The 23,598-nt window shown below is 61.8% G+C and carries 18 protein-coding genes and 1 pseudogene; 11 read left to right on the top strand and 8 right to left on the bottom strand.

Features of this window, described 5'->3' with window-relative positions; all coding sequences use genetic code 11:
• The first annotated feature begins 143 nt into the window (after window positions 1-143).
• Entirely contained in the window at window positions 144-1,355 is a 1,212-nt protein-coding gene (locus J3O30_RS06465; protein ID WP_207583417.1) for an MFS transporter, read from the top strand.
• Window positions 1,356-1,401: 46 nt separating this feature from the next.
• Here J3O30_RS06465 and J3O30_RS06460 read toward each other — a convergent pair whose 3' ends face one another.
• Together J3O30_RS06460 and J3O30_RS06455 are read right to left on the bottom strand one after the other, a co-directional pair.
• Window positions 1,402-2,190, bottom strand: coding sequence for a class I SAM-dependent methyltransferase (locus J3O30_RS06460; RefSeq protein ID WP_207583416.1), 789 nt, complete (start codon window positions 2,188-2,190; stop codon window positions 1,402-1,404).
• A 189-nt stretch (window positions 2,191-2,379) separates the two neighbouring features.
• The gene (locus J3O30_RS06455; RefSeq protein WP_207583415.1) at window positions 2,380-3,003 is read right to left on the bottom strand and encodes a metalloregulator ArsR/SmtB family transcription factor; all 624 of its coding nucleotides are present in this window, start codon (window positions 3,001-3,003) and stop codon (window positions 2,380-2,382) included.
• A gap of 101 nt (window positions 3,004-3,104) precedes the next feature.
• On the opposite strand from J3O30_RS06455, the gene J3O30_RS06450 reads away from it, so the two are divergent.
• Window positions 3,105-4,565 carry an MFS transporter gene (locus tag J3O30_RS06450; RefSeq protein ID WP_207583414.1) on the top strand — a complete coding sequence of 487 codons (1,461 nt, stop codon included), beginning with the start codon at window positions 3,105-3,107 and terminating at the stop codon, window positions 4,563-4,565.
• Here the strand turns inward: J3O30_RS06450 and J3O30_RS06445 are convergent.
• The 4 genes from J3O30_RS06445 to J3O30_RS06430 all read right to left on the bottom strand — a co-directional run bounded on the left by J3O30_RS06445 (window position 4,546) and on the right by J3O30_RS06430 (window position 8,659).
• On the bottom strand, window positions 4,546-5,544 hold the full coding sequence (locus J3O30_RS06445) for an NAD(P)H-quinone oxidoreductase (RefSeq protein WP_207583413.1): 999 nt from the start codon (window positions 5,542-5,544) through the stop codon (window positions 4,546-4,548). The two genes, J3O30_RS06450 and J3O30_RS06445, sit on opposite strands and share 20 nt — an antisense overlap.
• Window positions 5,545-5,723: 179 nt before the next feature.
• Entirely contained in the window at window positions 5,724-7,547 is a 1,824-nt protein-coding gene (locus J3O30_RS06440) for an EAL domain-containing protein (RefSeq protein ID WP_207583412.1), read from the bottom strand.
• A gap of 158 nt (window positions 7,548-7,705) precedes the next feature.
• Complete coding sequence (locus J3O30_RS06435) at window positions 7,706-7,948, bottom strand: type II toxin-antitoxin system ParD family antitoxin (RefSeq protein ID WP_207583411.1); 243 nt, start codon at window positions 7,946-7,948, stop codon at window positions 7,706-7,708.
• Between the two features lie 162 nt (window positions 7,949-8,110).
• Window positions 8,111-8,659, bottom strand: a complete 549-nt coding sequence (locus tag J3O30_RS06430; protein WP_207583410.1) for an HdeD family acid-resistance protein — start codon at window positions 8,657-8,659, stop codon at window positions 8,111-8,113.
• 138 nt (window positions 8,660-8,797) lie between these two features.
• On the opposite strand from J3O30_RS06430, the pseudogene betI reads away from it, so the two are divergent.
• The 4 genes and pseudogenes from betI to J3O30_RS06410 all read left to right on the top strand — a co-directional run.
• Window positions 8,798-9,388: pseudogene (gene betI, locus J3O30_RS06425) on the top strand (transcriptional regulator BetI); the annotation flags it as partial.
• A 160-nt stretch (window positions 9,389-9,548) separates the two neighbouring features.
• Window positions 9,549-11,012 carry a betaine-aldehyde dehydrogenase gene (gene betB / locus J3O30_RS06420; RefSeq protein ID WP_207583408.1) on the top strand — a complete coding sequence of 488 codons (1,464 nt, stop codon included), beginning with the start codon at window positions 9,549-9,551 and terminating at the stop codon, window positions 11,010-11,012.
• 173 nt (window positions 11,013-11,185) lie between these two features.
• Complete coding sequence (gene betA / locus J3O30_RS06415; RefSeq protein ID WP_207583407.1) at window positions 11,186-12,835, top strand: choline dehydrogenase; 1,650 nt, start codon at window positions 11,186-11,188, stop codon at window positions 12,833-12,835.
• A gap of 122 nt (window positions 12,836-12,957) precedes the next feature.
• The gene (locus J3O30_RS06410) at window positions 12,958-14,301 is read left to right on the top strand and encodes a chloride channel protein (RefSeq protein WP_207583406.1); all 1,344 of its coding nucleotides are present in this window, start codon (window positions 12,958-12,960) and stop codon (window positions 14,299-14,301) included.
• 109 nt (window positions 14,302-14,410) lie between these two features.
• Here the strand turns inward: J3O30_RS06410 and J3O30_RS06405 are convergent, their stop codons facing one another.
• Window positions 14,411-14,857 carry an Rrf2 family transcriptional regulator gene (locus J3O30_RS06405; protein ID WP_007626992.1) on the bottom strand — a complete coding sequence of 149 codons (447 nt, stop codon included), beginning with the start codon at window positions 14,855-14,857 and terminating at the stop codon, window positions 14,411-14,413.
• Window positions 14,858-15,276: 419 nt separating this feature from the next.
• On the opposite strand from J3O30_RS06405, the gene J3O30_RS06400 reads away from it, so the two are divergent.
• The 5 genes from J3O30_RS06400 (at window position 15,277) to J3O30_RS06380 (ending at window position 22,534) form a co-directional block, all read left to right on the top strand.
• Window positions 15,277-16,035, top strand: coding sequence for a phosphoadenylyl-sulfate reductase (locus tag J3O30_RS06400; RefSeq protein WP_207583405.1), 759 nt, complete (start codon window positions 15,277-15,279; stop codon window positions 16,033-16,035).
• 113 nt (window positions 16,036-16,148) lie between these two features.
• Window positions 16,149-17,102, top strand: coding sequence for a sulfate adenylyltransferase subunit CysD (gene cysD / locus J3O30_RS06395; protein ID WP_207583404.1), 954 nt, complete (start codon window positions 16,149-16,151; stop codon window positions 17,100-17,102).
• A gap of 1 nt (window position 17,103) precedes the next feature.
• Complete coding sequence (cysN, locus tag J3O30_RS06390) at window positions 17,104-18,600, top strand: sulfate adenylyltransferase subunit CysN (RefSeq protein WP_207583403.1); 1,497 nt, start codon at window positions 17,104-17,106, stop codon at window positions 18,598-18,600.
• Window positions 18,601-19,016: 416 nt separating this feature from the next.
• Complete coding sequence (locus J3O30_RS06385; RefSeq protein ID WP_207583402.1) at window positions 19,017-21,311, top strand: PBP1A family penicillin-binding protein; 2,295 nt, start codon at window positions 19,017-19,019, stop codon at window positions 21,309-21,311.
• A gap of 269 nt (window positions 21,312-21,580) precedes the next feature.
• On the top strand, window positions 21,581-22,534 hold the full coding sequence (locus J3O30_RS06380) for an NmrA/HSCARG family protein (protein WP_207583401.1): 954 nt from the start codon (window positions 21,581-21,583) through the stop codon (window positions 22,532-22,534).
• Window positions 22,535-22,594: 60 nt separating this feature from the next.
• On the opposite strand, the gene J3O30_RS06375 is transcribed toward J3O30_RS06380, so the two are convergent.
• Window positions 22,595-23,515 (bottom strand): LysR family transcriptional regulator, encoded by a 921-nt coding sequence (locus J3O30_RS06375; protein WP_207583400.1) that lies wholly within the window; start codon window positions 23,513-23,515, stop codon window positions 22,595-22,597.
• Window positions 23,516-23,598: the final 83 nt, after the last annotated feature.

Genomic DNA, 23,598 nt, shown 5'->3' with positions numbered 1-23,598 from the left:
GAAACGCGCAGCCAATCTTCGTCCATCGGACAGCCATCACATCATCCAAACGATCATCACAAGAATTGACCGAAGCGATCGAAAACTATCGTTTCTCCGATGTGTCCGTTCCAGCTAAAGGTGGTGCATCAGGAACCGCCTCCATGTCATCCACCTTTTCCTTGATCCTGCGCGATAAGCGGATCCGCATTCCGGCCGTGACGCTCGTCGCGCTCGCCTTCACCTATGCTTCGACCGCGCCCTATCAGTCGATCATCGGGATCAACGAACTGGGCTTGAGCAACGGCACCTATTCGGCGCTGATCTTCTTCTCGGCGATCGTCAACGTCACCACAAGCCTGGCGCTCGGCATCTGGTCTGACAGGCTGAAAGAGCGGCGGCCACTGGTGCTGGGGCTTTCCGTCGCCGGCATGCTCGGCTTCGGGTCGATCGCGATCTTTCACAGCCCTGCCGTCTTCATCGTCTCGACGCTGTTGCTGGTGCCGATGAGCAATTCCACCTATTCGCTGCTGTTTGCCAGCCTGCGCGCCAGAACCAACCAGATGGATCGCGGCCAGGCGGCCGGCATCACCGCAACGGTGCGGGCGCTGTTTTCCGGCTCGTGGGCGCTGGCGCCGGGGATGATCGGCCTTTATCTTGTCAATTCGCCGTCGATGACGCCGGCCTACGGGATCGCCGCCTTCGCAAGCCTTACCTGTTTCTGCCTGTATTTCTTCTTCGCGCCCGGAAACGGCACGGCCGGTCCCGCCCCCGATCAGCCGGGGTTCCTGGCATCGCTGAAGCGGATCTTCATGCCCTCGGTGCTTTCACGCGTCATCGTCATGGCGCTGCTCTTCGGGCTGCAGCGGTTAAACAGCATGCTCCTGCCGCTGATCATCACCCATGCGGCAGATGGAAGCGTGGTCGATGTCGGCTTCGTCGCCGGGCTGACGGCCTTTCTCGAAATGCCGTTCATGATGATGTGGGGCATGGCGCAGCGGCGGTTCCGCACCGTGCATGTGCTCGCCTTCGGCGCGCTGATCTACTGCGCCTATCTGCTGCTGCTCGGATTTGCCTCGGCACCCTGGCACATCTACGCGCTGCTCCTCCTCAACGCCTGCGGGGCGGCGGCAATCCTCAGCGTGCCGATCACCTATTTGCAGGACCTGATCGCAGACCGGCCAGGGCTCGGCACCTCGCTGATCTCGCTCAACACCTTCATCGGCACCGGCATTGCCGCCGGGCTCTTCGCCTTCGGCACTGCGATCACCGATTATTCCGGCACCGCCTTCGTCGGCGCTGCCGCCGGTCTCGCGTCGATCGGGGTCTTGCTCTATCTCGAAAGCGCCGGGCGCCAGGCGCGGCAGCCGGCCTGACGACCGGTTGCGAGCGGCATCTCCAATGTCCTTCAATTCAGTTCGACTATTGCTTGACGCCGTGAAAAGTAACAAACACTTCTTTGTCAAATCGCTCGAATTGGTTCTTCAACAATCCGTATCTTTCAGCCAATGTTGTGAACATTTCTTTGCCCGAGCGCTTAATCGCTATATGCATTCTGCAGCTTGCAAAAGCATCAATCACTCTCTTATCGTCGAGAACGATTGGCTCCGCGACCGTTGGCGCGTGATACTCAACTTCGATATAAAGTTTTCCCCCTCGCTTCAGAACGCGTTGCATTTCCGAGGCAACCCGTTCGAAATCATCCACGTGATCGAGTGCGTTGACTGAAATTGCTACATCAAAATATTCATCAGGATATGGAAGACGTTCACCGCCGGTTGAAATGAATTTCGCGTCATATGCAAACAGCGGCCAACCTGCTTCCAAATACATGTTGACGAGTGGATCGATACAATGACGCTCGCAGTTCTCGAATTGCAGCAATGGCGCGAGAGGGCCGCTTCCAATTTCCAGTACTCGCTTGCCAACAAATTCATCTTTCGCAAGGCGCAATTCTTCGTGGTAGCTTGGCCGTACGGAATGCATCGTCATTACGGCATTCACTTCCCAGAGATCGGAATTTTTTAACTTTTGTTGCTCGTTTGGTGGCTTAATACCCCACCAGTCTACAGAGCTGTCGCGAAACCATTGAGACAAGCGAAGCAACTCGTCTTTCCAGTGCGCGATCTCAGCTTGGTGTTTTCTCTTCACGCGGTAAGATGGGCTGACCTTGCGCAAAAAGCGGTCGGCATGAAGCTTGACATCTACCATTTTCTATCTCCCCAAAGAGGCACTATAAAAAGTGTTTCTGGAATAACCAGCCCCACGAAAGCGGTAACCAACACTGGCGAAGGGCTGTGACGAGGGGTTAAGAGCATCCACGGATGGCTTAGATAAAATGGTTCCTGCGCCAGGCGCGGCAGCCCGCTTGAAGCGTGAGTTGCTTGCGTGTGCTCCGCCTCAACGCGGCGTGATGCGATAGGCGCAGCGGCGGGCGCCGAGCAGGATGTGTTCGCTGCGCTCGACGTCGGCGCCGAGGGCGGCGCGGAAGGTTTCGAGTTCCGAGCGGCAGAAGCCGGCGCAGGCGGTGGCCGCCGCGCAGATCGGGCAGTGGTTTTCGACCAGCATGAACGAGCCGTCCGCCTCGCCCCAACTGTCGGCCATATAGCCCTCGCGGGTGCGGATAGCGGCCAGGCCTGCGATACGCGCGGCAAGGTCGCCGACACTTTCCAGTTCCTGCCGATAGCGCTGCAACGTCTCCGCCTCGCGGGCGGAGATGACGGTGTCGAGGGCTGCGGGGCCAAGCTGTTCGACCAGCGTGCCGAGCAGGCCGGCGGCCAATTCGGCATGGCCGTCGGGGAATTGGCGGTTGCCGCTGGCGGTGAGATGCCAGAGCTGACGCGGCCGACCCCGGCCCGTGGCGCCGACGGTGACCGGCTCCACCAGCCCCTGCTCCGCCAGCTTGGCGAGCTGCTGGCGGGCAGCCTCGCCTGAAATGCCGAGCGCATCGCCGATCGCGGCGCCAAGCTGCGGGCCTTCGGTCTTTATCAGGATCAGGATCCGGTTGGCGGGGGACTGGCGCATATTTTTCCAAGTGACATCTTGTTTTAATCCGAGCGGCATGTAATTTTCCAATTTATAACTTGGAATATAATCCTTCGCCAGCAAAATCTCGGGATCATCCCATGTCCGATATCGACCAGACTGCAGCCGTCCCCAATGCCAGCTCCCTCCTCCGCCTCTTCCTGCCCGAGCACCTGCCGGCAACATTGATGCTTGCCGGCGGCGTGACGCTTTATGCGGTGGAGAGTTACATCATGGCGACCATCGCACCTTCGATCGTGCGCGATATCGGCGGGCTCGCGCTGTTTTCCTGGGTGACCAGCCTGTTCGTCGCCGCAGCCGTGCTCGGCTCGATCTTCGTCGCCATGCGGCCGCGGGGAACCGGGCTTCGCACCATCTATGTGATCGCGGCGCTGGTCTTCGGCGTCGGCAGCCTGATTGCCGCCGCCGCACCGTCGATGCCGGTGGTGTTGCTCGGACGCGCGGTGCAGGGTCTCGGCACCGGGGCGCTGGCAGCGCTTGGCTATGCCTTCATCCGATTCGTCTATCCCGAGCCGCTATGGACGAAGGCGTCGACGCTTTATGCGGCGATCTGGGGTGTGGCGACCGTCATCGGACCGACGCTCGGCGGCTTCTTCGCCGCCGGCAGCAGCTGGCGCTATGCCTTCATCGTGCTGGTGCCGCTCGGCCTAGTGATGGCGGTGCTGGCGCCGCGGCTGTTGCCCGAGGTCGAAGACGACCGTGAGCAGGCCAAGACGCCGGTTGCCCAGATCGGGCTGCTGCTTGGCGCCGTGCTGATGGTCAGCACCGCCGGAACGATCGAAACGACGGCTGCGAAAATCGCTTTGATCGCGGCCTCGATCGCCGCGGTCGCCGGCATGCTTTTCATCGAGGGGAGAAGCCCGAACCGGCTGCTGCCCTCCGGCGCCGTCAGCCTTTCCAGGCCGATTGCACGCGTTTACCTGACAATGCTCGCCATGACGGTCGTGCTCGTCAGCGACGTCTTCATTCCCTATTTCCTCCAGGTCCTGCACGGGGTGACGCCGCTTGTCTCGGGTTATCTCGTCGCCCTCGTCGCCCTCGGCTGGACGTTTGCGGCCTTCCTCAGCGGCTCGCTGACCGGCCGGCAGGCGTATTTGGCCATCGTTGCCGGTGCGCTTATCGAGGCGGCGGCGACCATTTCGCTGGCGGTCTTTCTCGCGCGTAACAATCCGCAAGCCCATATGCTCTTCATCGTACCGGCGGCGGCGGCCATGTTCATGATGGGCTTCGGCGTCGGGCTCGGCTGGGCGCATCTCGTCGCCATGGTCCTGGCGCTTGTCGCCGACAACGAGCAGGACAAGGCGTCCTCGGCGATCCCGACGATGAGTTCGCTCGGCGGCGCTTTCGGCGCCGCCTTCGCCGGCGTCATCGCCAATGGCGCCGGGCTGGTTGATCCTGGTGGCATATCAGGGGCGCTGTCGGCGGCGCACTGGCTCTACCTGCTGATGGCGCTGCCCGGCATCGTCGCGATTGCGGCGGCGCTGACATTGATGCACGTCGCCCGCAACGCGGATAAAACGCTCAGCCGAGGCGAAGCATGATCTTGCCGACGTGGCTGCCCTCTTCCATCAGCCGGTGGGCTTCGACGACCTCTTCAAAGGCAAAGACCTTGTGGATGACGGGGGCGACGGTGCCGGCTTCCAAAAGCGGCCAGACCTCGGAGAGCAGGTCGTCGCGGATGGCACGTTTTTCTTCCGCGGTGCGCGGGCGCATGGTGGAGCCGGTGACCGTCAGCCGCTTGACCATGATCGGCTGGAGATTGACCTTTTCGGCAACGGCGCCGCCGAGGAAGGCGATGATCGACAGGCAGCCGTCTTTTCCAAGCGATGCGAGATTGCGCTCGAAATAGGAGGCGCCAATCATGTCAAGGATGATGTCGACGCCGTGGCCGGTCTCGGCCTTGATCACCTCGGCGAAATCCTCGCGTCTGTAGTTGATCGCCCGTTTGGCGCCGAGCTTTTCGCAGGCATCGCATTTCTCACCTGAACCGGCCGTGGCATAGACCTCGGCGCCGAAGGCACGGGCGAGCTGGATCGCCGTCGTGCCGATGCCGCTGGAACCGCCATGGATCAACACGGTCTCGCCTTCCGTCAGCCCGGCCATCTGGAAAAGATTGGCCCAAACGGTGAAGAAGGTTTCGGGAAGGGCGGCAGCCTTGACCGCATCATAACCCTTGGGAAAGGGCAGGATCTGGCCGGCCGGCAGCAGGCAATATTCGGCATAGGCGCCGCCATTGGCGAGACCGCAGACCTTGTCACCGACGCGATAGCCGCTGACGCCTGCGCCAATCGCGACGATTTCGCCAGAAAGCTCCAGGCCGAGGATCGGGCTCGCACCCCTGGGCGCGGGATAGCTGCCCTGGCGCTGGGCGACATCGGGGCGGTTGACGCCGATCGCCTCGGCGCGGACGAGAACCTCGCCCTCACCCGGCACCGGCAACGGGCGCTTGCCAATCGTCATCACCTCCGGTCCGCCGAAGGACGGCAGATCGACGAAACGCATTTCCTGAGGCAGTGACATAGCGCGACCCTCCCTGAAGCATTTTTCAGGCATTCCGGACGCAAAACCGCTGCACACTTTTGCTTGAAATGCTCTGCGCCAAGGAAATAAGTCAGCCCTGCAGGCTTGGGAAGGCCGGAAATGGCAAGGGCGTCAATTCGCCTCGCCCGCTGCATAAGCTCTGCAGCGTCCTTGCGCGTCTAAATAGACGCACGGCGCTGGAGGAGATGGAAGATGAGACCTTCCTCGCTCTCTTTGGCGGCCGATTTGATGACGGCGATCTCGGCGCTGACGCGGTTGATATCGTCGATGACGAGGCCTTCCGGCAGTTCGATGACGCCGATCGAGCAGCGCATCAGCGGAAACAAGGCTTCGGCGCCGGCGCGGTCGTGACCGAGGATGCGGCCGGCGGCGCGGTGCTCGTCGGAATAAAGGTCAAGCACATCGTCGTGGAAATCGCTGATCAGCCGGTCGAGGATTTCCGTCAGCTCCTCCTTGGTCCAGCCAACGACGCCGATGAAGAAATCGTCGCCGCCGACGTGGCCGAGGAAATGGCGCTCGGCGAAAAAATAGCGGCGCATCAGCGCGGCAAACAACGAGATCGCGTGATCGCCGAGATGGAAGCCGTAGGCATCGTTGAAAGGTTTGAAATTGTCGAAATCGCAGTAGCAGAAGTGGCGGACCTCATCGCCGTCTCGGCCGGACTGGCGCATGAAATCGCGGATGGCACGATTGCCCGGCAGGCCGGTCAGCGGGTTCTGGTCCTGGGCGGTCTTCAGCTGTTTCTCGTTGATGACCTTGATCAGCGAGGCGGCGGAGACGACGCCGGCATAGCGCATGTTATCGGTCAGGATCAGGCAGTTGCTGCCTTCCATATTGGCGAAGATCGCCATCAGCTGCTCGGCGTCGCTGTCGAGGCCGACGATCGGCGCCATTTCGACGAAATGCGAGATGCTGCGCTCGTACATCTTGTTCTTCAGGAGATCGCGGCCGAAGGGCTGGTAGATATATTCCTTGAGGTGTTGCTCGTGGATGATGCCGCGCGGCTCGTTATTGGCGTTGAGCACGGGAAAGAAGGCCTGGCGCGGGTTGCGGCGGAAGAGTTCGAAGACGCTGTCGATGCTGTCGTTCTCGTAAACCGTCGGCAAGAGTTCGATCTGCTTGCGGATGAGGATTTCGTCGAGCGACTGGCTGTTACGTTTGCTTTTTCCGAGTTCCTGCAGATGTGGGAAAGAGGGCGCCAGCTCGGATATGTGCGTCGTCGGACGGGAGATGAACCAGCCCTGGACGAGGTCGACGCCATATTCGCGGCAAGTGATGAATTCGGCCTCGGTCTCGATGCCTTCGGCGATGACGCGGGTGCCGAGCACGTGGGCGATGTTGACGATGCTCTTCAGCAGGTGGCGCTTGCGGGGGCTGCGATCGATCTCGGCGACGAAATGGCGGTCGATCTTCAGGTAATCGACGGAATGATCGCAAAGCAGCTTCATCTCGCCGTGACCGACGCCGAAATCGTCGATCGCCAGCTTGAAACCGGCCTTGCGAAGCTTCGACACCAGGGCGGAAAATTCCGGCACGCTGGTGTTGTCGAAGCGTTCGGAGAACTCGAAGCAGATGGAGGATGGCGGAACATTCGCCTTTCGCAGGTGCTGTAGCAGGCTCTCGACCAGGCGTTCGCCATCAGGGATCAGCCGGACATCGAGATTGAGAAACAGCGTCGAGGTGGAAAAATTCGACAGCGTCGCGAATTTGGCGAGCGCGCGGCTGGCGAGCATCTGCTCCAGCTGCAGCAGTTGGCCTGCCTGATGAGCCTCATCGAGAATGTCGACCGGCGTGTCGTAGCCGATGCGCTCCTGGCCGCGCATAAGGGATTCATAGCCGAACACCGTGCCGGTGCCGGCCTCGACGATCGGCTGAAAAGCGTTCTCGACCACGAGCTTGGCAAACGTGACGATCTGGTCGCTAGCATAGCGGCGCAGGACGCCGGGCTCGACGTTGGCAGCCAGGGAAGTCCCGCTCTTCATTTGGCTGATCTCCACTGTGACTTGTTCTTCTTGGTCAGGAAGATGCCCCGGAAGGATCAATGAACCCTTTCGCCAATATGAAAGTTTGGTGAAAGACGCAGGACGCGGCCACGCGTTCCGCGTTTACTTTGAATTCAAAAATACAATCAGGCGCTTAGTCAGGCGGAGCGGCGGCGCTCGGCCTCGTGATCGGCGAACATATCGGCGACACATCTGCCGCCGGATGGAGCGCCCTCGTCGTCGAGAACATTGTCGCGGAATTCGTTGACCTTGCGGGCGGTATCCCAGAGGCGGAGCGCCTCGCGGACGACCTCGCTGCTCGAGGCATAGCCGCCATTGTCGACGGCGGCGCGGATGCCCGCTGCCTGTTGCGGAGAGATGGAAACGGTGACCATCGGCATGAACTTCCTCCCTTTTTTATTCAGGCAGAACCCTGCCTTTGGGGGACGCATGACCATTTGCGGCGATCGCACACAGGGCCACCCGCTTTTGGCGAGCGGTCCATACCCCTTAAGTCTAATCCCCTGTCATGCCCTTGTCAAAATAGGCGTATCAAAAAGGCTTCAACTACGGATGCCGAGGCCGAAGGCGATCATCGTCGAGCCCTGGATGATGAGATCGGCGGCCAGGAACAGGCCGAGGATCCAGAGGCTGTTCACCGGCCAGCCCAGGGCGATGACAAAGCCGGCCAGCGCCGTTATGACGCCGCTTGCAACGATCCAGCGCCAGCCCTTCAGCGGTCGCATCCGCATTCCAACCCAGAGACGGAAGATGCCGGCCACCAGCAGGGCAATGGACAGAAACAGGGTCAAGGCCGCCGAGGTAAAGATAGGATTGATGAAGGCGCAGATGCCGGCAAGCACATAAAGGACGCCGCTTAGGGCCCAGAAGAGCACTTGATCCCAACGGCGCAACTGAAAAGCGTGGACGAGGTAGATGACGCCGCCTGCCAGCATCAGCATGCCGACATAAAAGACCGAGGCGACGGTCGCCATCAACAGGTTGCTGAGAGCGATGAGGCCGCAGATAAGAAGCAGTACGCCGAGGCCGAGAAACCATGCCCATTTCGAGCGCAGCGAGGATGCGGGCATTTCGTTGAAGACGCTGGTCATAGCACACCTCCTGATCAACTCCTAATATGTTGCCCCAGTTCTTCCCTAAAAGATGTGCGCGAAATCAATTCAGCAAATATTTTTGTTGATTGATCAGTCAATCAAAAATATCCTTACCGACAATAGGGGAGTTGGCGGTTGCCTAAAGTTGGAATGGAACCGGTGCGCCGGAAGGCGCTTGTCGATGCGGCGTTGCGGGTGATCGGCGATCACGGCTCGCTTGCCGTCACCATGTCCGACATCGCCCGCCAGGCCGGCGTCTCCCCTGCCCTGGCGCATCATTATTTCGGCAGCAAGGAACAATTGCTGATCGAGACGATCCGCTCGCTTCTCAGACAATTGCGCAGCGATACGGTGTCGGCGCTCCGTGCAGCCCGGACGCCGCGCGCCAGGCTTTCGGCGGTCATCCGGGTCAGCTTCCACGCCGACCAGTTTGCGCCGGACACGATCGCCGCCTGGCTTGCCTTTTACGCCGAGGCGCAGCGCTCCGAGGAGACGCGGCGTTTCCTGGTGATCTATGCCCGACGGCTGCGCTCCAACCTGCTCGTCGATCTCAAGGCGCTGCTGCCCGCCGACGCCGCAGAACGCATCGCCGAGGGCGCTGCGGCGATGATCGACGGGCTCTATATCAGGCAAAGTCTGAAATCGGCGCCGATCGGCATCGAAGCCTCGATCGCGCTGACCGAGGATTATCTGAATGCGCTTCTGGCCGTCGTTTCCCCTTCTCCCCAGCGGGGAGAAGATGTCCGAGGGACAGATGAGGGGGTGAGCGACGCAGGAGCGAACGGCCGAAAGGCCGAGACTGCCGCCCCCTCATCCGGCCCTGCGGGCCACCTTCTCCCCCAGGGGAGAAGGAAAAGCCACATCGCACCACCCAAGGACAAATGACATGAAAGCCCAGCCGAAAGCCTCGCACTTCATCGACGGCGAATATGTCGAGGATACCGACGGCACCGTCATCGAGAGCCTCTATCCGGCCACCGGCGAGGTGATCGCCCGGCTGCACGCGGCAACGCCTGCGATCGTCGAGAAGGCGATTGCGGCCGCCAAGCGCGCCCAGCCGGAATGGGCGGCGATGAGCCCGATGGCGCGCGGGCGCATCCTCAAACGGGCGGCCGACATCATGCGCGAGAGAAACCGGGCGCTGTCCGAACTCGAAACGCTCGATACCGGCAAGCCCATCCAGGAGACGATCGTCGCCGACCCGACCTCAGGCGCCGATGCCTTCGAATTCTTCGGCGGCGTTGCGCCGGCCGGCCTCAACGGTTCGCATATCCCGCTCGGCCAGGATTTTGCCTATACCAAGCGCGTGGCGCTCGGCGTATGCGTCGGCATCGGCGCCTGGAACTATCCGCAGCAGATCGCCTGCTGGAAAGCGGCGCCGGCGCTGATCTGCGGCAATGCCATGGTGTTCAAACCCTCGGAAAACACCCCGCTCGGCGCCCTGAAGATCGCCGAAATCCTGCATGAGGCGGGGCTGCCGAAGGGGCTCTTCAACGTCATCCAGGGCGACCGCGACACCGGGCCGCTGCTCGTCAACCACCCCGATGTCGCGAAGGTGTCGCTGACCGGCTCGGTGCCGACCGGGCGCCGGGTGGCGGCGGCGGCGGCCGGCAATCTCAAGCACGTGACGATGGAGCTCGGCGGCAAGTCGCCGCTGATCGTTTTCAACGACGCCGATCTCGATTCGGCGGTGGGCGGGGCGATGCTCGGCAATTTTTATTCCACCGGCCAGGTCTGCTCGAACGGCACCCGCGTCTTCGTGCAGAAGGCGATCAAGGCCGAATTCCTGAAGCGGCTGAAGGCGCGCACCGAGGCAATGCTGATCGGCGATCCGATGGACGAGGCGACGCAGGTCGGGCCGATGGTCTCCTGGGCGCAACGTGAGAAGGTGATTTCCTACATCGAGAAGGGCAAGGCCGAGGGTGCGAGCCTGATTGCCGGCGGCGGCATTCCGAACAACGTCTCCGGCGAAGGCTATTACGTGCAGCCGACGGTGTTTGCCGATGTCACCGACGAGATGAGCATTGCCCGCGAGGAGATCTTCGGGCCCGTCATGTCGGTGCTCGATTTCGACGACGAGGACGAGGTGATCGCACGCGCCAATGCCAGCGAATTCGGGCTCTCCGGCGGCGTCTTCACTGCCGACCTCACCCGCGCCCATCGCGTCGTCGACCGGCTCGAGGCGGGCACGCTCTGGATCAACACCTACAATCTCTGCCCGGTGGAAATCCCCTTCGGCGGCTCGAAACAATCCGGCTTCGGCCGGGAGAATTCGCTGGCCGCGCTGGAGCATTATTCCGAGCTGAAGACGGTTTATGTCGGCATGGGGCCGGTGGCGGCGCCTTATTGATCGCAGCGCAGGCAGCCCCCTCATCCGCCCGCCGGGCACCTTCTCCCCAAGGGTAGAAGGGGGAACCGAGAGGCCGCGGCACGTCTCTTCTCCCCTTTGGGGAGAAGGTGGCGGCAGCCGGATGAGGGGGCGACGCGCCGCGACGGCTGAAGCAAAACGCGAGAGAAAAAACCATGCAAGCAGATTTCGTCATCATCGGCTCCGGCTCCGCCGGCTCGGCGCTCGCCTATCGCCTCTCCGACGACGGCAAGAATAGCGTCCTCGTCATTGAGGCCGGTGGCAGCGATTTCGGGCCGTTCATCCAGATGCCGGCAGCGCTTGCCTGGCCGATGAGCATGAAGCGCTACAATTGGGGCTATCTTTCCGAACCGGAGCCCAATCTCAACAACCGGCGCATCACCGCGCCGCGCGGCAAGGTGATCGGCGGCTCCTCCTCGATCAACGGCATGGTCTATGTGCGCGGCCATGCTGAGGATTTCAACCGCTGGGAGGAACTCGGCGCCGGCGGTTGGGCCTATGCCGATGTTCTCCCCTATTTCAAGCGGATGGAGCATTCGCATGGCGGCGAGGAAGGCTGGCGCGGCAGCGACGGGCCGCTGCACGTTCAGCGCGGCGGCTTCACCAATCCGCTGTTCCACGCCTTCATCGAGTCCGGCAAACAGGCGGGCTTCGAGACGACGGAGGATTATAACGGCAGCAAGCAGGAAGGCTTCGGATTGATGGAGCAGACCATCTTTTCCGGCCGCCGATGGTCAGCCGCCAACGCTTATCTGAAACCGGCGCTGAAGCGGAAAAATGTCGGGATCATCTACGGCCTGGCGCGCCGGATCGTCATCGAGGACGGCCGGGCGACCGGCGTCGAGATCGAGCGCAACGGCAAAATAGAGGTCGTCAAGGCAAGCCGCGAGGTGATCGTCTCGGCCTCTTCGTTCAATTCGCCGAAGCTGCTAATGCTGTCGGGCATCGGTCCGGGCGGCCATCTCCAAGAAATGGGCATCGAGGTGAAGGCCGACCGGCCGGGCGTCGGCGCCAACCTGCAGGACCATATGGAATTCTACTTCCAGCAGGTGAGCACCAAGCCGGTGTCGCTCTATTCCTGGCTGCCCTGGTTCTGGCAAGGCGTGGCCGGCGCGCAATGGCTGCTTTCCAAGGGCGGGCTCGGCGCCTCGAACCAGTTCGAAGCCTGTGCCTTCCTGCGCTCCGCGCCCGGGCTGAAGCAACCCGACATCCAGTACCATTTCCTGCCGGTGGCGATCAGCTATGACGGCAAGGCGGCGGCCAAAAGCCACGGCTTCCAGGTGCATGTCGGCTACAATCTGTCGAAATCGCGCGGCAGCGTGACGCTGCGCTCCGCCGATCCCAAGGCCGACCCGGTGCTGCGCTTCAACTATATGAGCCATGCCGAGGACTGGGAGAAATTCCGCCACTGCGTGCGCCTCACCCGCGAGCTCTTCGGGCAGAGCGCCTTCGCGAACTATCGAGGACCGGAAATCCAGCCGGGCGAAAATGTACGAAGCGACGAAGAGATCGACGCCTTCCTGCGCGAACATCTGGAAAGCGCCTATCACCCCTGCGGCACCTGCAAGATGGGCGCCAAGGACGATCCGATGGCAGTGGTCGATCCGCAGACCCGGGTGATCGGCGTCGAGGCCTTGCGCGTCGCCGACAGCTCGATCTTCCCGCACGTCACCTACGGCAACCTTAACGGACCGTCGATCATGACTGGCGAAAAGGCCGCCGACCATATCCTCGGCAAACAGCCGCTGGCGCGCTCGAACCAGGAACCGTGGGTCAATCCAAGGGCGGCGGTGAGCGATCGGTGATGGTTGGAGAGAGCTATCGTTGCCTGTCGGCGAAGTTCGTCGGCGGCGAATTTCGAAGAAAGAGATGGTTCTTTCCCTGCAAACCGGTTTAGGAAGAGGCTCTGTTCAACATCCGCTCCGGCATGCCCGTGTTGTATCGCAAGTCCAGACTTCTTCGTCGATCCCGTGTTCTATGGGGTTCCCTCGCGCTCTGGCGCCCGCGGCTGATCTTCTGGTTCGGCGCCTTTGCGATCGGCGTCATCAGCGTCGGCTTTGCCAGGCTGGCGGATCTCGCCCAGCGCGCTTTTGCCGGCGTGACCACCTCCGGCGAATGGAGCTTTTTGCTGCCGCTCGTCATTACGCCGCTCGGCTTCATGCTGTCGGCCACTCTTGCCGCAACGTTTTTCCCGAATGCGCAGGGCAGCGGCATTCCGCAGGCGATTGCCGCCCGGCACCTGCGCGATCCGGAAGACCGCACCCGCCTGCTGTCGCTGCGGCTGGTCTTCGGCAAGATCGTGCTGACGGTGCTCGGGCTGCTCAGCGGCGCATCGATCGGCCGCGAAGGGCCGACCGTGCAGGTCGGCGCATCGATCATGCTGGCGGTTGCCCGCTTCGGCGGCATGGCGCAGGCCCGCGGACTGATCCTTGCCGGTTCGGCGGCCGGCATCGCCGCCGCCTTCAACACGCCGCTCGCCGGCATCGTCTTTGCGATCGAAGAGATGAGCCGGACCTATGAATCGCGCGCCAACGGCCTGGTTCTGACCGCCGTCATCCTGTCCGGCCTTGCCGCCCTCGGGCTTGCCGGCAGCTACAATTATTTCGGCTCTACCGCGGTGGCGCCGGCATCGCTGCGCGACTGGGAACTGGTGTTCGTCTGCGGCATCGGCGGCGGCGCGCTCGGTGCGGCCTTCAGCGGGCTTGCGCTCCATATCGGCCAGCATGTCCGCCGCTTCACGCATTCGCAGCCGCTGCGGCGGATGGTCATGCTGGCAACGGCCTGCGGCCTCGCCGTCGCCGTCATCGGTATCCTGTCTGATGGTACGACCTTCGGAACCGGCTACGACCAGGCGAAGGGCGCGGTCGAAGGCAATCCCCTGCCCCTGCTGTTCTTCCTCGAAAAGCTTGCTGCCGGCTTCCTGTCGATGATTTCGGGAATTCCGGGCGGCATCTTCGCGCCCTCACTCGCCATCGGCGCCGGTTTCGGCAGCACGGTCGGCCAGTTGATGGGCAGCGGCATCGCGCTTGCGGCGATCCTCGGCATGGCCGGATATTTCTCCGGCGTGGTGCAGGCGCCGATGACGGCCTTCGTCATCATTCTGGAAATGACTGGCGATCACCAGGCCGTCATCCCGATCATGGCGGTATCGATGATCGGCTACGTCACCTCGCGCCTGTTGTCGCGAGAGCCGCTCTATCACGGCCTGTCGCGCGTCTTCATTGCCGCAGCGATCAGGGCCCGGCGCGCCAGGGAACTGGCGGAAAGCTGAGATCGGTCCACGAGAGGCGTGACTTCGACCCACGGCATCCGCGATGGTCGCAACACCCTGCCGTTGTGAATGACGCGCAACAGCACTGGGCAAACCGGCCGATCGTCGCTCAGGCGAGCAGCCGGGTGACTTCGGCGGTGCGGGCCGGCTGGGCGGCATCGGCGATGGTCGTCGAAAACAGCACCTTGCGGGTGGCGTCAGCCACCTTGGCGAAGACGTGGCGGATCTGGCAGTTCTGCTCGCCGTCGCAATCGTCGCACTTTCGATAGGCGGTGATCGACAGGCACGGAAGCGGCGCGAGCGGGCCGTCGACGATGCGCAGGATCTCGCCGAAGGTGATGGTGTGGGCGGGTTTCAAGAGGAGATAACCGCCCTGCTTGCCGCGGCGGCTGACGACGATGCCGTGATGTTTCAGGTCGAGCAGGATCTGTTCGAGAAACTTTTTCGGGATCTTCTGCTGCGCGGCGATATCGGAAATCATCACCGGTTCGTCAGCATCGGCATCCGCCAGAACCGTCAGCGCCCGCAGCGCATATTTCGCCTTTTGCGTAATCATCTCAGACCATCGACACACACAGGCGGCACGAATCTTCGCACCACTACGGAAGTACTTTCGCCTCTATGGCATAGCCAGCATGAACGGAATTTGAACGCACCGGAGAAAGCCTTGAGGATCAAGCGTTTTCGGCCTTGTTTTCACCCTCGGCCGAGCCGGCGCAATTTACGCCTAAACCGCGTCTTCCGCATCTTTTTCGGCATCACTTCAGATTTCGGATTGACAGGCCGCGTGTAAGTCTACAAATCTTATAGACATTCAGGCTGCCAACGCGGATTTCGTCCGCGGGCGGCTGCTTTTCTGCATCGCGGCAGCTTCGGAGAGATATTTGCTCCTCCGGCCGCAGCTTTCGAAATCCCTTTTTCTGTCCGACCCAAGCCTGAGCTGCGATACTCCCGTCAACAAAGGACAGGATTCCCATGACTGTTAACAATACGATTGCGGAAGAAGGGCCGATTGCTAGAGCCGAGGCGCTGAACGACGCACTGGCGGGTCTTGACCTCGCTGGACGTCTGTCGCTGGTCTCCGGCCTTGGCGGCCGCGTGGTGTTCACCACCTCGCTCGGCATCGAGGACCAGGTGATCGCCGCCGAGATCGGCACGCACCGCCTGCCGATCGATGTTGCGACGCTGCAGACCGGCCGGCTGTTTGCCGAGACGCTGTCGCTGATCGAAGAGACGGAAAGCCAGTACGACATTCAGATCCGCCGCTTCGAGCCTGAACAGGCCGACATCGACGCCTATGCGGCGCAATACGGCCTCAACGGTTTCTACGAGAGTGTCGAAGCCCGGCATGCCTGCTGTGGCATGCGCAAGCTGAAGCCGCTGGCGCGTGCGCTGGAAGGCGCTGCGATCTGGATCACCGGCCTGCGCCGTGGCCAATCGGCCAATCGCGCCGAAACGCCGTTTGCCGAATACGACGCCGAACGCCACCTCTTGAAAGTCAATCCGCTCGCCGATTGGGACCTGGAGGCAATCAAGGCCTTCGTGGCCGACAACGGCGTGCCGGTCAATCCGCTGCATCAGCGTGGCTATCCCTCGATCGGCTGCGAGCCCTGCACGCGGGCAATCAAGCCCGGCGAGCCGGAACGCGCCGGCCGCTGGTGGTGGGAGCAGGACGAGACGCGCGAATGCGGCCTGCATGTCGCCGAAGAGGCCGCGGTGATCGCCGCACAATAATCAAATTCACGGCTTACCGAACCCGGGCGCGGCCACCGCCGCAGCCTTGGGAAAGCCAGCATCAGGAACTGCTTTGCGGCAAACCGCAAAGGATCGACAGTCTGGAGTAAAACATGCCCGATAGCCGTCCGGATACGGAACTCAGCAATCCCCAGAGCGCCAAGGCGCCACTCGACCCGCATCTCAAGGCGCTGGAAAACGAATCCATCCACATCTTCCGCGAGGTCGCCGCCGAATTCGAGCGTCCGGTCATGCTCTATTCGATCGGCAAGGATTCCTCGGTGCTGCTGCACTTGGCGCGCAAGGCCTTCTATCCCGGCCGCGTGCCCTTCCCGCTGTTGCATGTGAACACCGGCTGGAAATTCCGGGAGATGATCGCCTTCCGCGACGCGACCGCCAAGAAGTACGAACTCGATCTGATCGAACACATCAATCCGCGCGGCGCGGCCGAAAACATCACGCCGTTTACCCACGGTTCGGCGGCCTTCACCGACATCATGAAGACCGAAGGCCTGCGCCAGGCGCTCGATGCCGGCCAGTTCGATGCCGCTTTCGGCGGCGCGCGGCGCGACGAGGAAGCCAGCCGCGCCAAGGAGCGGATCTATTCCTTCCGCACCCCGGACCATCGCTGGGATCCGCGCAACCAGCGGCCGGAACTGTGGAACGTCTATAACGGCATGATCCGCAAGGGCGAGAGCGTGCGCGCCTTCCCGCTGTCGAACTGGACGGAGGTCGACATCTGGCGCTACATCCAGGCCGAAGACATTCCGCTGGTGCCGCTCTATTACGCCAAGAAGCGGCCGTTCGTGGAGCGCGACGGCATGATGATCCTGGCCGAGGATCCGCGCCTGGAATTGCTGCCCGGCGAAGTCCGCCAGGAAGGCATGATCCGCTTCCGCACCCTCGGCGACTTCCCGCTGACCGGCGCCATCCGCTCACAGGCGACCACCCTCGAAGAGGTGATTGCCGAACTCGAAATCGCAACGGTGTCCGAACGCCAGGGCCGCGCCATCGACCGCGACCAGTCCGGCTCCATGGAAAAGAAGAAGCGTGAAGGATATTTCTGAGATGACCGCAGCCCAAACCGCCGTCTCGGCCGCCACCGTCGTCAGCCTGCCCGCCGCCGAGCCGCAGAAGGCCCAGCGCGACACGCGCCCGTTGCGCCTGATTACCTGCGGTAGCGTCGATGACGGCAAATCGACCTTGATCGGCCGCCTGCTCTGGGACACCAAGGCGGTCAAGGAAGACCAGGCCGCCACGCTGCAGCGCGATTCCACCGGCAAGCAGAACGATCTCGGCCTGCCCGACTTCGCGCTGCTGCTCGACGGCCTGCAGGCCGAGCGCGAACAGGGCATCACCATCGATGTCGCCTATCGCTATTTCTCGACCGACAAGCGCTCCTTCATCGTCGCCGACACGCCCGGCCACGAGCAATATACCCGTAACATGGCGACCGGCGCCTCGACGGCCGACCTCGCCATCTTGCTGGTCGATGCCCGTTTCGGCATTCTCGAGCAGACCCGCCGTCATGCGACGATCGCCTCGCTGCTCGGGATCAAGCAGTTCGTGCTTGCCGTCAACAAGATCGACCTGACGGGCTACGACCGCGCCGGCTTCGACAAGATCACCCATGAATTCCGGGAATTTGCCCTGTCGCTCGGCGTCAAGCAGATCACCGCCATTCCGATGTCGGCGCTGAAGGGCGAAAACGTCGTCTATTCCGCCCAGGCCGCCATGCCGTGGTACAGCGGCCCGACGCTGGTGGAGACGCTGGAGCTTGCGACCGTACGCTCGTCGCAGACGGTCGGCTTCCGGCTCTCGGTGCAGCGCGTGTCGCGCCCGGGCGAAAGCTTCCGCGGCTATCAGGGCACGGTTGCCGGCGGCTCGGTCAAGCCAGGCGACAGCGTCATGATCCTGCCGTCGGGCATGGTCGCCAATGTCTCGAAGATCGTCACCTTCGATCTCGTTCGCAACGCTGCCGTTGCCGGCGACGCGATCACGCTGGTGCTCGACCGCCAGGTCGATGTGGCGCGCGGCGACATGATCGTCTCGATCGACGCCCAGCCGCAGGTCGGCCTTGCCTTCGACGCGCAGATCGTCGCGCTGCAGCCTGAGGGCATCGAGCCCGGAAAACGCTACTGGCTGAAGAGCGGTTCGCGCCGCCAGCGCGTTCAGGTGCAGCCGCTCAGTCAACTCGAGCTGAAGACCGGCACCTGGACTGCCGCCCAGCGGCTCTACATGAACGCCATCGGCAAAGTCCGGCTTGTCTTCGAGGAAGCGGCGATCTTCGACCCCTATGAGCAGAACCGGCTGTCCGGCTCCTTCATCCTGATCGACCCGGAGACCAACAATACGGTTGCCGGCGGCATGGTGACGGGCAAGCGTACCGAACTCGGCGGACTGCACAATGGCGAAGGCCGCGTCATCCTCTCGCTTCCGGCCGATCTTGCCGAACAGATCATGGCCAGCGAACTCTTCGCCAGCCGCAGCCACGAGGCCGAAGTGCGGCGCATGACGGCCGCCGAAGCGGCCGACCTCTGGTCGAGCGCTGCAAGTGATATTTGATAAGAGATAAGGGGCCAGCAACACTGGCCTCTTATGCGAGGCCGAATCCGGTGACTGCGGCCGGCGGATTCCTGCCGAACGGCGATGGCGCAAATTGCAGTAATGAAATCGATCAGGTCCTGGGACGTTGCGACAAGCTCTCCACCTGGGCTTTCGGCCGATTGGGGCTATCTGAAATGGTCCTGGGAGGAAGGAGAAACCCCGTTACTTCTCTCGAAGCCCAGCTCTGATCCCCTCGCCAAGTCTTGACCTCCTGGCTGGCTGAGAGCGGCTTCAACGTGGCGGTTGCCCTCTCGATGTCTGGTGCATAGTTGCCGTCATTGTCATCGCAGCAGTCCGTTGGGGCCTTTTGCGGTGGAACAGTCCGCATCCCCGGCTATATAGGTCATTGTGCGTTGGCTTTTTAGCGGTAATCGATGCCCAATTCTCCCGAATCCTCAGGTGAAAGCGTTAGCAGCTCGAGCTCGGGTCGCGATCAGACCCCAGATTCGGCAGCGCAAGCGGCCGCCTTGGATTCGCCGGGAACCACCCAAGGCGAAGACCCGCAGCCGCCCCACGGATCCTTCGACCAAACCAGACGGGCCGTCAGGACTCTATTACGTGCGATACGTCAAGATTTGCAGGCAAGTTCTGCCGTGGCAAAGATCAAGACGGCCGCATTTTCTTGGAGGACGAAGCCAAGGAGGTCGGCGCCGCTTGGAATCCCGCCAGCTCAGCACAACTGGATGGCGACTGCTTTGGTCAAAGCCGGGCGCGGTATTCGCGATCGGCGTTCAAAGCGTGAAAGCCGTTGGAGCGCATCGCTCATTACGGGCTGGTGGAAATTCGCTCTCGGGTCCTTCCTTGTTGTCTGTCTCCTCGTCGGAAGCATTCTGGTGTGGGCACTGAAAGACGTGCCCTGGAGCGAAATCCGGGATGGAACGTTAAAGCCGGTCGTGGTGCTGGAAACCGCCGACGGCGCGCCGCTGGTAAGACAGGGACCTTATCAAGGGCCATATGCTCGATATGACCAGTTTCCACCCCATCTGATCGATGCCGTCCTTTCGATTGAGGATCGCCGGTTCATGGGTCATTTCGGCATCGATCCCAGGGGCATCGCGAGGGCGCTTTTGCGGAACTTGGAGGCCGGCTCGGTGGTGGAGGGTGGCAGCACTATCACCCAGCAACTGATCAAGCTGCAATACCTCGACAGCGACCGAACAATAAAACGAAAGATTCAGGAGGTCGTGATCGCATTCTGGCTGGAGTGGAAGCTCGGCAAGGCGGAAATCCTGACGCGCTATCTGAATAGCGTCTATCTTGGCGCGGGGGCTACCGGCATGCCTGCCGCCGCGCGCATCTATTTCAACAAGGATGTCGGCGCCCTCAACCTGCCTGAGTCGGCGATGCTGGCGGGATTGCTGCGGGCGCCGAGCCAATGGAATCCCATCGACAATTTCGAAGGCGCCCGGCAGCGCACCATGGTCGTCCTCGATGCGATGGCGGCCAATGGCAAGATCACCGCGCCGCAGACGGCGGAAGCCAAGACGAGCTTTGCCAGCCTGCACCCAACGACACCAACGCCGCGTTCCGGAAGCTGGTTTGCCGACTGGATTTCGCCGCAAGCGAGCGAAATCGCCGGCTCCTCGCCGGGTTCGACTACGGTGCGCACCACGCTGGTGCCGACATTGCAGCAGATCGCCGAAAGGGTCGTGAAAAGAGCCCTGGACAGTGAAGGAAAGACGGTCGCAGCATCGCAGGCGGCGTTGGTTGCGATGACGCCCGACGGCGCGGTCGTTGCGATGGTTGGCGGGCGCGACTACAAGGCGAGCCAGTTCAACCGCGCCGTCACCGCGATGCGCCAGCCGGGTTCCACCTTCAAGCTGTTCGTCTATTACGCAGCATTGAAGGCTGGGCTCACTCTGTCCGACCAGGTTCTGGACGCGCCAATAGACATTGACGGCTGGTCGCCAGAAAATTCCGGTGGCAACTATCGCGGTTGGGTAACGCTTGCCGAGGCGTTCGCGCGATCGCTCAATGCCGCGTCAGTGACGCTTGCGCAAGAGGTGGGTCTAGACAATGTGATCGCAGCCGCGCGCGAACTCGGCATCGATGCGCCACTGGCCAACACGCCGTCATTGGCGCTTGGCACATCCGAAGTAAATCTGCTTAACCTCACCAGCGCCTATGCGTCCGTCAAATTCGGCAGGGCCCCTGTCAAACCCTGGGGCATCATCGACTTTCAAGCGGCAGGGCAGCCCAAGACGTTTCGCGTTGGCTCACAATCAAAGCCGAATGTCGATCTTTCGCCCTACCAGTCCGATCTCCTCGGCCTTCTGCAGTTGGTGGTCGAGCGCGGTACTGGACGCGGAGCAGATCCCGGCACGTTTGCCGCCGGTAAGACCGGCACGAGCCAGAACAATCGTGATGCCTGGTTCGTCGGCTTTACGGAAGCCCTCGTCGTCGGTGTCTGGGTTGGAAATGACGATGACGCGCCGATGAAGGGGGTGACCGGCGGCGCCCTGCCAGCGCATATTTGGCGGGACTTCATGCGCGAGGCGACGACCGAACCGACGTTGGACGGAGTGCGATCGACAGAAGCAGCCGTCGAGGGCCAAGGCGCGCCGCAGTCCTGTAACATCACCGCCTGCTCGCGCAGCTACCGCTCCTTTCGACCGTCCGATTGTACCTATCAGCCATATTCCGGCGGCCGAAGGCTTTGCGAAAAGTGATGTGGATGGCAGAGATCGAGCCGCCCGTCCTTCCCTGACTGCCGGTGTTTCCGATCCGTGATGCGCTACCGACTGGTATCGGCGCCCGGCCGGGCGCCACTTATCCATAAAACGGCATTATCTTATGCTTTTCAGCAATCTACAGCGATAGAGCCTGTTTCGATAGGGTAGCCACAGTCGAGGTGGCTATCGGCACGGACCGACTGCGCTGCCTTGTAAAGACGCCTGCCACTCTGGTCGGCGGCAAATGACAGGGAAAGGATGAAGCTATGTCTACAGACAACAAGCTATTGATCGCGGTTACCGGTGCAACGAGCAAACAGGGGCGCAGCGTCGTTGCAACGCTTCTTGAGAGCCAGCGCTTCCGCGTCCGTGCCTTCACTCGGAAAAAGGATTCGCCCGAAGCTCTACGTCTTGAGAAGCTCGGCGCTGAAATCGCCACCGTGCCTCTCGAACTCGGCCGCCAGAATGAGTTCGTTGCTGCGTTCAAGGGCGCGGATGGCGCCTTTCTGATGACGCCGCCGATCGCCCCGCCGGAGACAAGCGAGGCTCCGCTCGGCCGGCAGCTGGCGGATGCGGCCGTCGAGGCCGGCGTCGGGCACATTGTGTTCAGCACGCTCGAGAATGTCGACAAGATCACCGGTGGGACGAAATATGCGCCGCATTTTACCGATAAAGCGCGCGTTGCAGATTACATTCGCGGCCTGCCGATCTCTCATTCCTTCATTATGCTGGCATTCTTCTATACGAATCTAAGTGAATATTATGCGCCGCGCATGGAAGGCGACACCCTGCTCTTGCCGATCTATCTGCCGGAAGATTTCGCAGCACCTTTTGTCGATCCGCTGACGGCGACCGGGCCTGTTGTCCTCGAGATCTTCTCGAACCCCGAGCGCTACAACGGCAAAACGCTGCCGATCGTCGGCGATATCATTTCTCCACGGGAGATGGTCGAAACCTTTCAACGCGTGACCGGCCTCAAGGCCGAGTATCGAAATGCGTTCACCAGGGACGGCCTGCTCGCCTATTTTCCGGAGTTTGCCGCCAACAAACTTCTCGTTCGAGAGATTCTCGGGATGGTCGAATATGCTGTCGAGTATGGCTATTTCGGCAAGGAGCACGATCTCGAATGGAGCCGTCGCCTGAATCCCGGAACGCTCGGCTGGGAGCAGTTTCTGCGGACGTCGGGGTGGCGCGGCGACAAGCGCTCTTTCGGAGGTTGAAGCGTCTCGCAAAGGTGCGGCAGCGGTTTTGCGAGAACGGGATGCCTGAAAACAAGAGGCTTACGATGGCCGGATTCCCGGCAGCTTAGCGACCTCGGCGGCCAGAAAGTCGACGAGGAGTCGAACGCGGGCAATGTCTGCACGCTCCGGAACTATCAGCAAGCTTACAGGAACCGGCGAAGGCCGATAGTCGCCAAGCACGACCTCTAGCCGGCCGTCTTCCAGAAGATCGTGAACCAGCCAGAGATGTGTGGGACCAATGCCGCGGCCGGCGGCAAGGGCTTCGCGCGCCGCAAGCCCGTGATCGACGCGCAAACGGCCGCTGACCGGGACCATCAGGCTGGCGCCATCGGGAGAGGAAAGAAGGAGCTGATTGCTGCCTGCCACGTTGGACATCACAACGGTTTCGTGGCGCGACAGATCGGCCGGGCGCTGCGGCCGTCCGCGGACAGAAAAATAAGCCGGAGCGCCGACCAGCAGCCGCTGGCTCTCTCCGAGCGCATGAAGCTTCATCGAGCTGTCGGCGAGAGGTCCAAGACGGAGCGCCACGTCGACGCCTTCGCGAACCAGGTCGATACGCTCGTCCGTCAGGTTGAGGTCGACGCGGATATCCGGGTGCCTGTCCTGAAAGTCAAAGATCATTCGCGTGACATGCATTACGCCAAGTGCTGCGGTACAGGAAAGGCGAACTGCGCCAGCAGGGGCTTGACGGGCATCTCTGGCTTCTTCAGCAGCCTGTTCGACCAGGCGCAATATCTGAAGGCAGTTGGTATAGTAGCGACTACCTTCTTCCGTAAGGGTGACGCGACGCGTGGTTCGGCTGAGAAGAGGCACACCGACAGCCTCCTCAAGTTCATTGAGGTGCCGCGTCACGGTGGATTGGCCGACGCCCAGTTCCTTTGCGACCATCGACAGGTTGCTGCGCTCGGCGACGCGAATAAAGGTGCGCATTCTGTCAAAAGACAGTCCCGCCTTATCCATTTTTCAGCACAGTGATTGTCATTTCACCATATTACGGAATAATCTTGGCTATGCCCAGTCCAAGCTTCCGCAAGGCTAGGCTC

The organism is Rhizobium sp. NZLR1 (genome assembly GCF_017357385.1).
Classification (GTDB): domain Bacteria; phylum Pseudomonadota; class Alphaproteobacteria; order Rhizobiales; family Rhizobiaceae; genus Rhizobium.
The sequence above is the reverse complement of the archived record's forward strand: the minus strand, read 5'-3'. Positions and strand labels throughout refer to the sequence as shown.

Coding starts and splice junctions, on each gene's coding strand:
- J3O30_RS06435 (WP_207583411.1), bottom strand. CDS start 7,948: ATGCCGATGGTCACCGTTTCCATCTCTCCGCAACAGGCAGCGGGCATC.
- J3O30_RS06430 (WP_207583410.1), bottom strand. CDS start 8,659: ATGACCAGCGTCTTCAACGAAATGCCCGCATCCTCGCTGCGCTCGAAA.
- J3O30_RS06410 (WP_207583406.1), top strand. CDS start 12,958: ATGCCCGTGTTGTATCGCAAGTCCAGACTTCTTCGTCGATCCCGTGTT.
- cysD (WP_207583404.1), top strand. CDS start 16,149: ATGCCCGATAGCCGTCCGGATACGGAACTCAGCAATCCCCAGAGCGCC.
- cysN (WP_207583403.1), top strand. CDS start 17,104: ATGACCGCAGCCCAAACCGCCGTCTCGGCCGCCACCGTCGTCAGCCTG.
- J3O30_RS06445 (WP_207583413.1), bottom strand. CDS start 5,544: ATGTCACTGCCTCAGGAAATGCGTTTCGTCGATCTGCCGTCCTTCGGC.
- J3O30_RS06460 (WP_207583416.1), bottom strand. CDS start 2,190: ATGGTAGATGTCAAGCTTCATGCCGACCGCTTTTTGCGCAAGGTCAGC.
- J3O30_RS06405 (WP_007626992.1), bottom strand. CDS start 14,857: ATGATTACGCAAAAGGCGAAATATGCGCTGCGGGCGCTGACGGTTCTG.
- J3O30_RS06450 (WP_207583414.1), top strand. CDS start 3,105: ATGTCCGATATCGACCAGACTGCAGCCGTCCCCAATGCCAGCTCCCTC.
- J3O30_RS06385 (WP_207583402.1), top strand. CDS start 19,017: ATGCCCAATTCTCCCGAATCCTCAGGTGAAAGCGTTAGCAGCTCGAGC.
- betB (WP_207583408.1), top strand. CDS start 9,549: ATGAAAGCCCAGCCGAAAGCCTCGCACTTCATCGACGGCGAATATGTC.
- J3O30_RS06375 (WP_207583400.1), bottom strand. CDS start 23,515: ATGGATAAGGCGGGACTGTCTTTTGACAGAATGCGCACCTTTATTCGC.
- J3O30_RS06380 (WP_207583401.1), top strand. CDS start 21,581: ATGTCTACAGACAACAAGCTATTGATCGCGGTTACCGGTGCAACGAGC.
- betA (WP_207583407.1), top strand. CDS start 11,186: ATGCAAGCAGATTTCGTCATCATCGGCTCCGGCTCCGCCGGCTCGGCG.
- J3O30_RS06400 (WP_207583405.1), top strand. CDS start 15,277: ATGACTGTTAACAATACGATTGCGGAAGAAGGGCCGATTGCTAGAGCC.
- J3O30_RS06440 (WP_207583412.1), bottom strand. CDS start 7,547: ATGAAGAGCGGGACTTCCCTGGCTGCCAACGTCGAGCCCGGCGTCCTG.
- J3O30_RS06455 (WP_207583415.1), bottom strand. CDS start 3,003: ATGCGCCAGTCCCCCGCCAACCGGATCCTGATCCTGATAAAGACCGAA.
- J3O30_RS06465 (WP_207583417.1), top strand. CDS start 144: ATGTCATCCACCTTTTCCTTGATCCTGCGCGATAAGCGGATCCGCATT.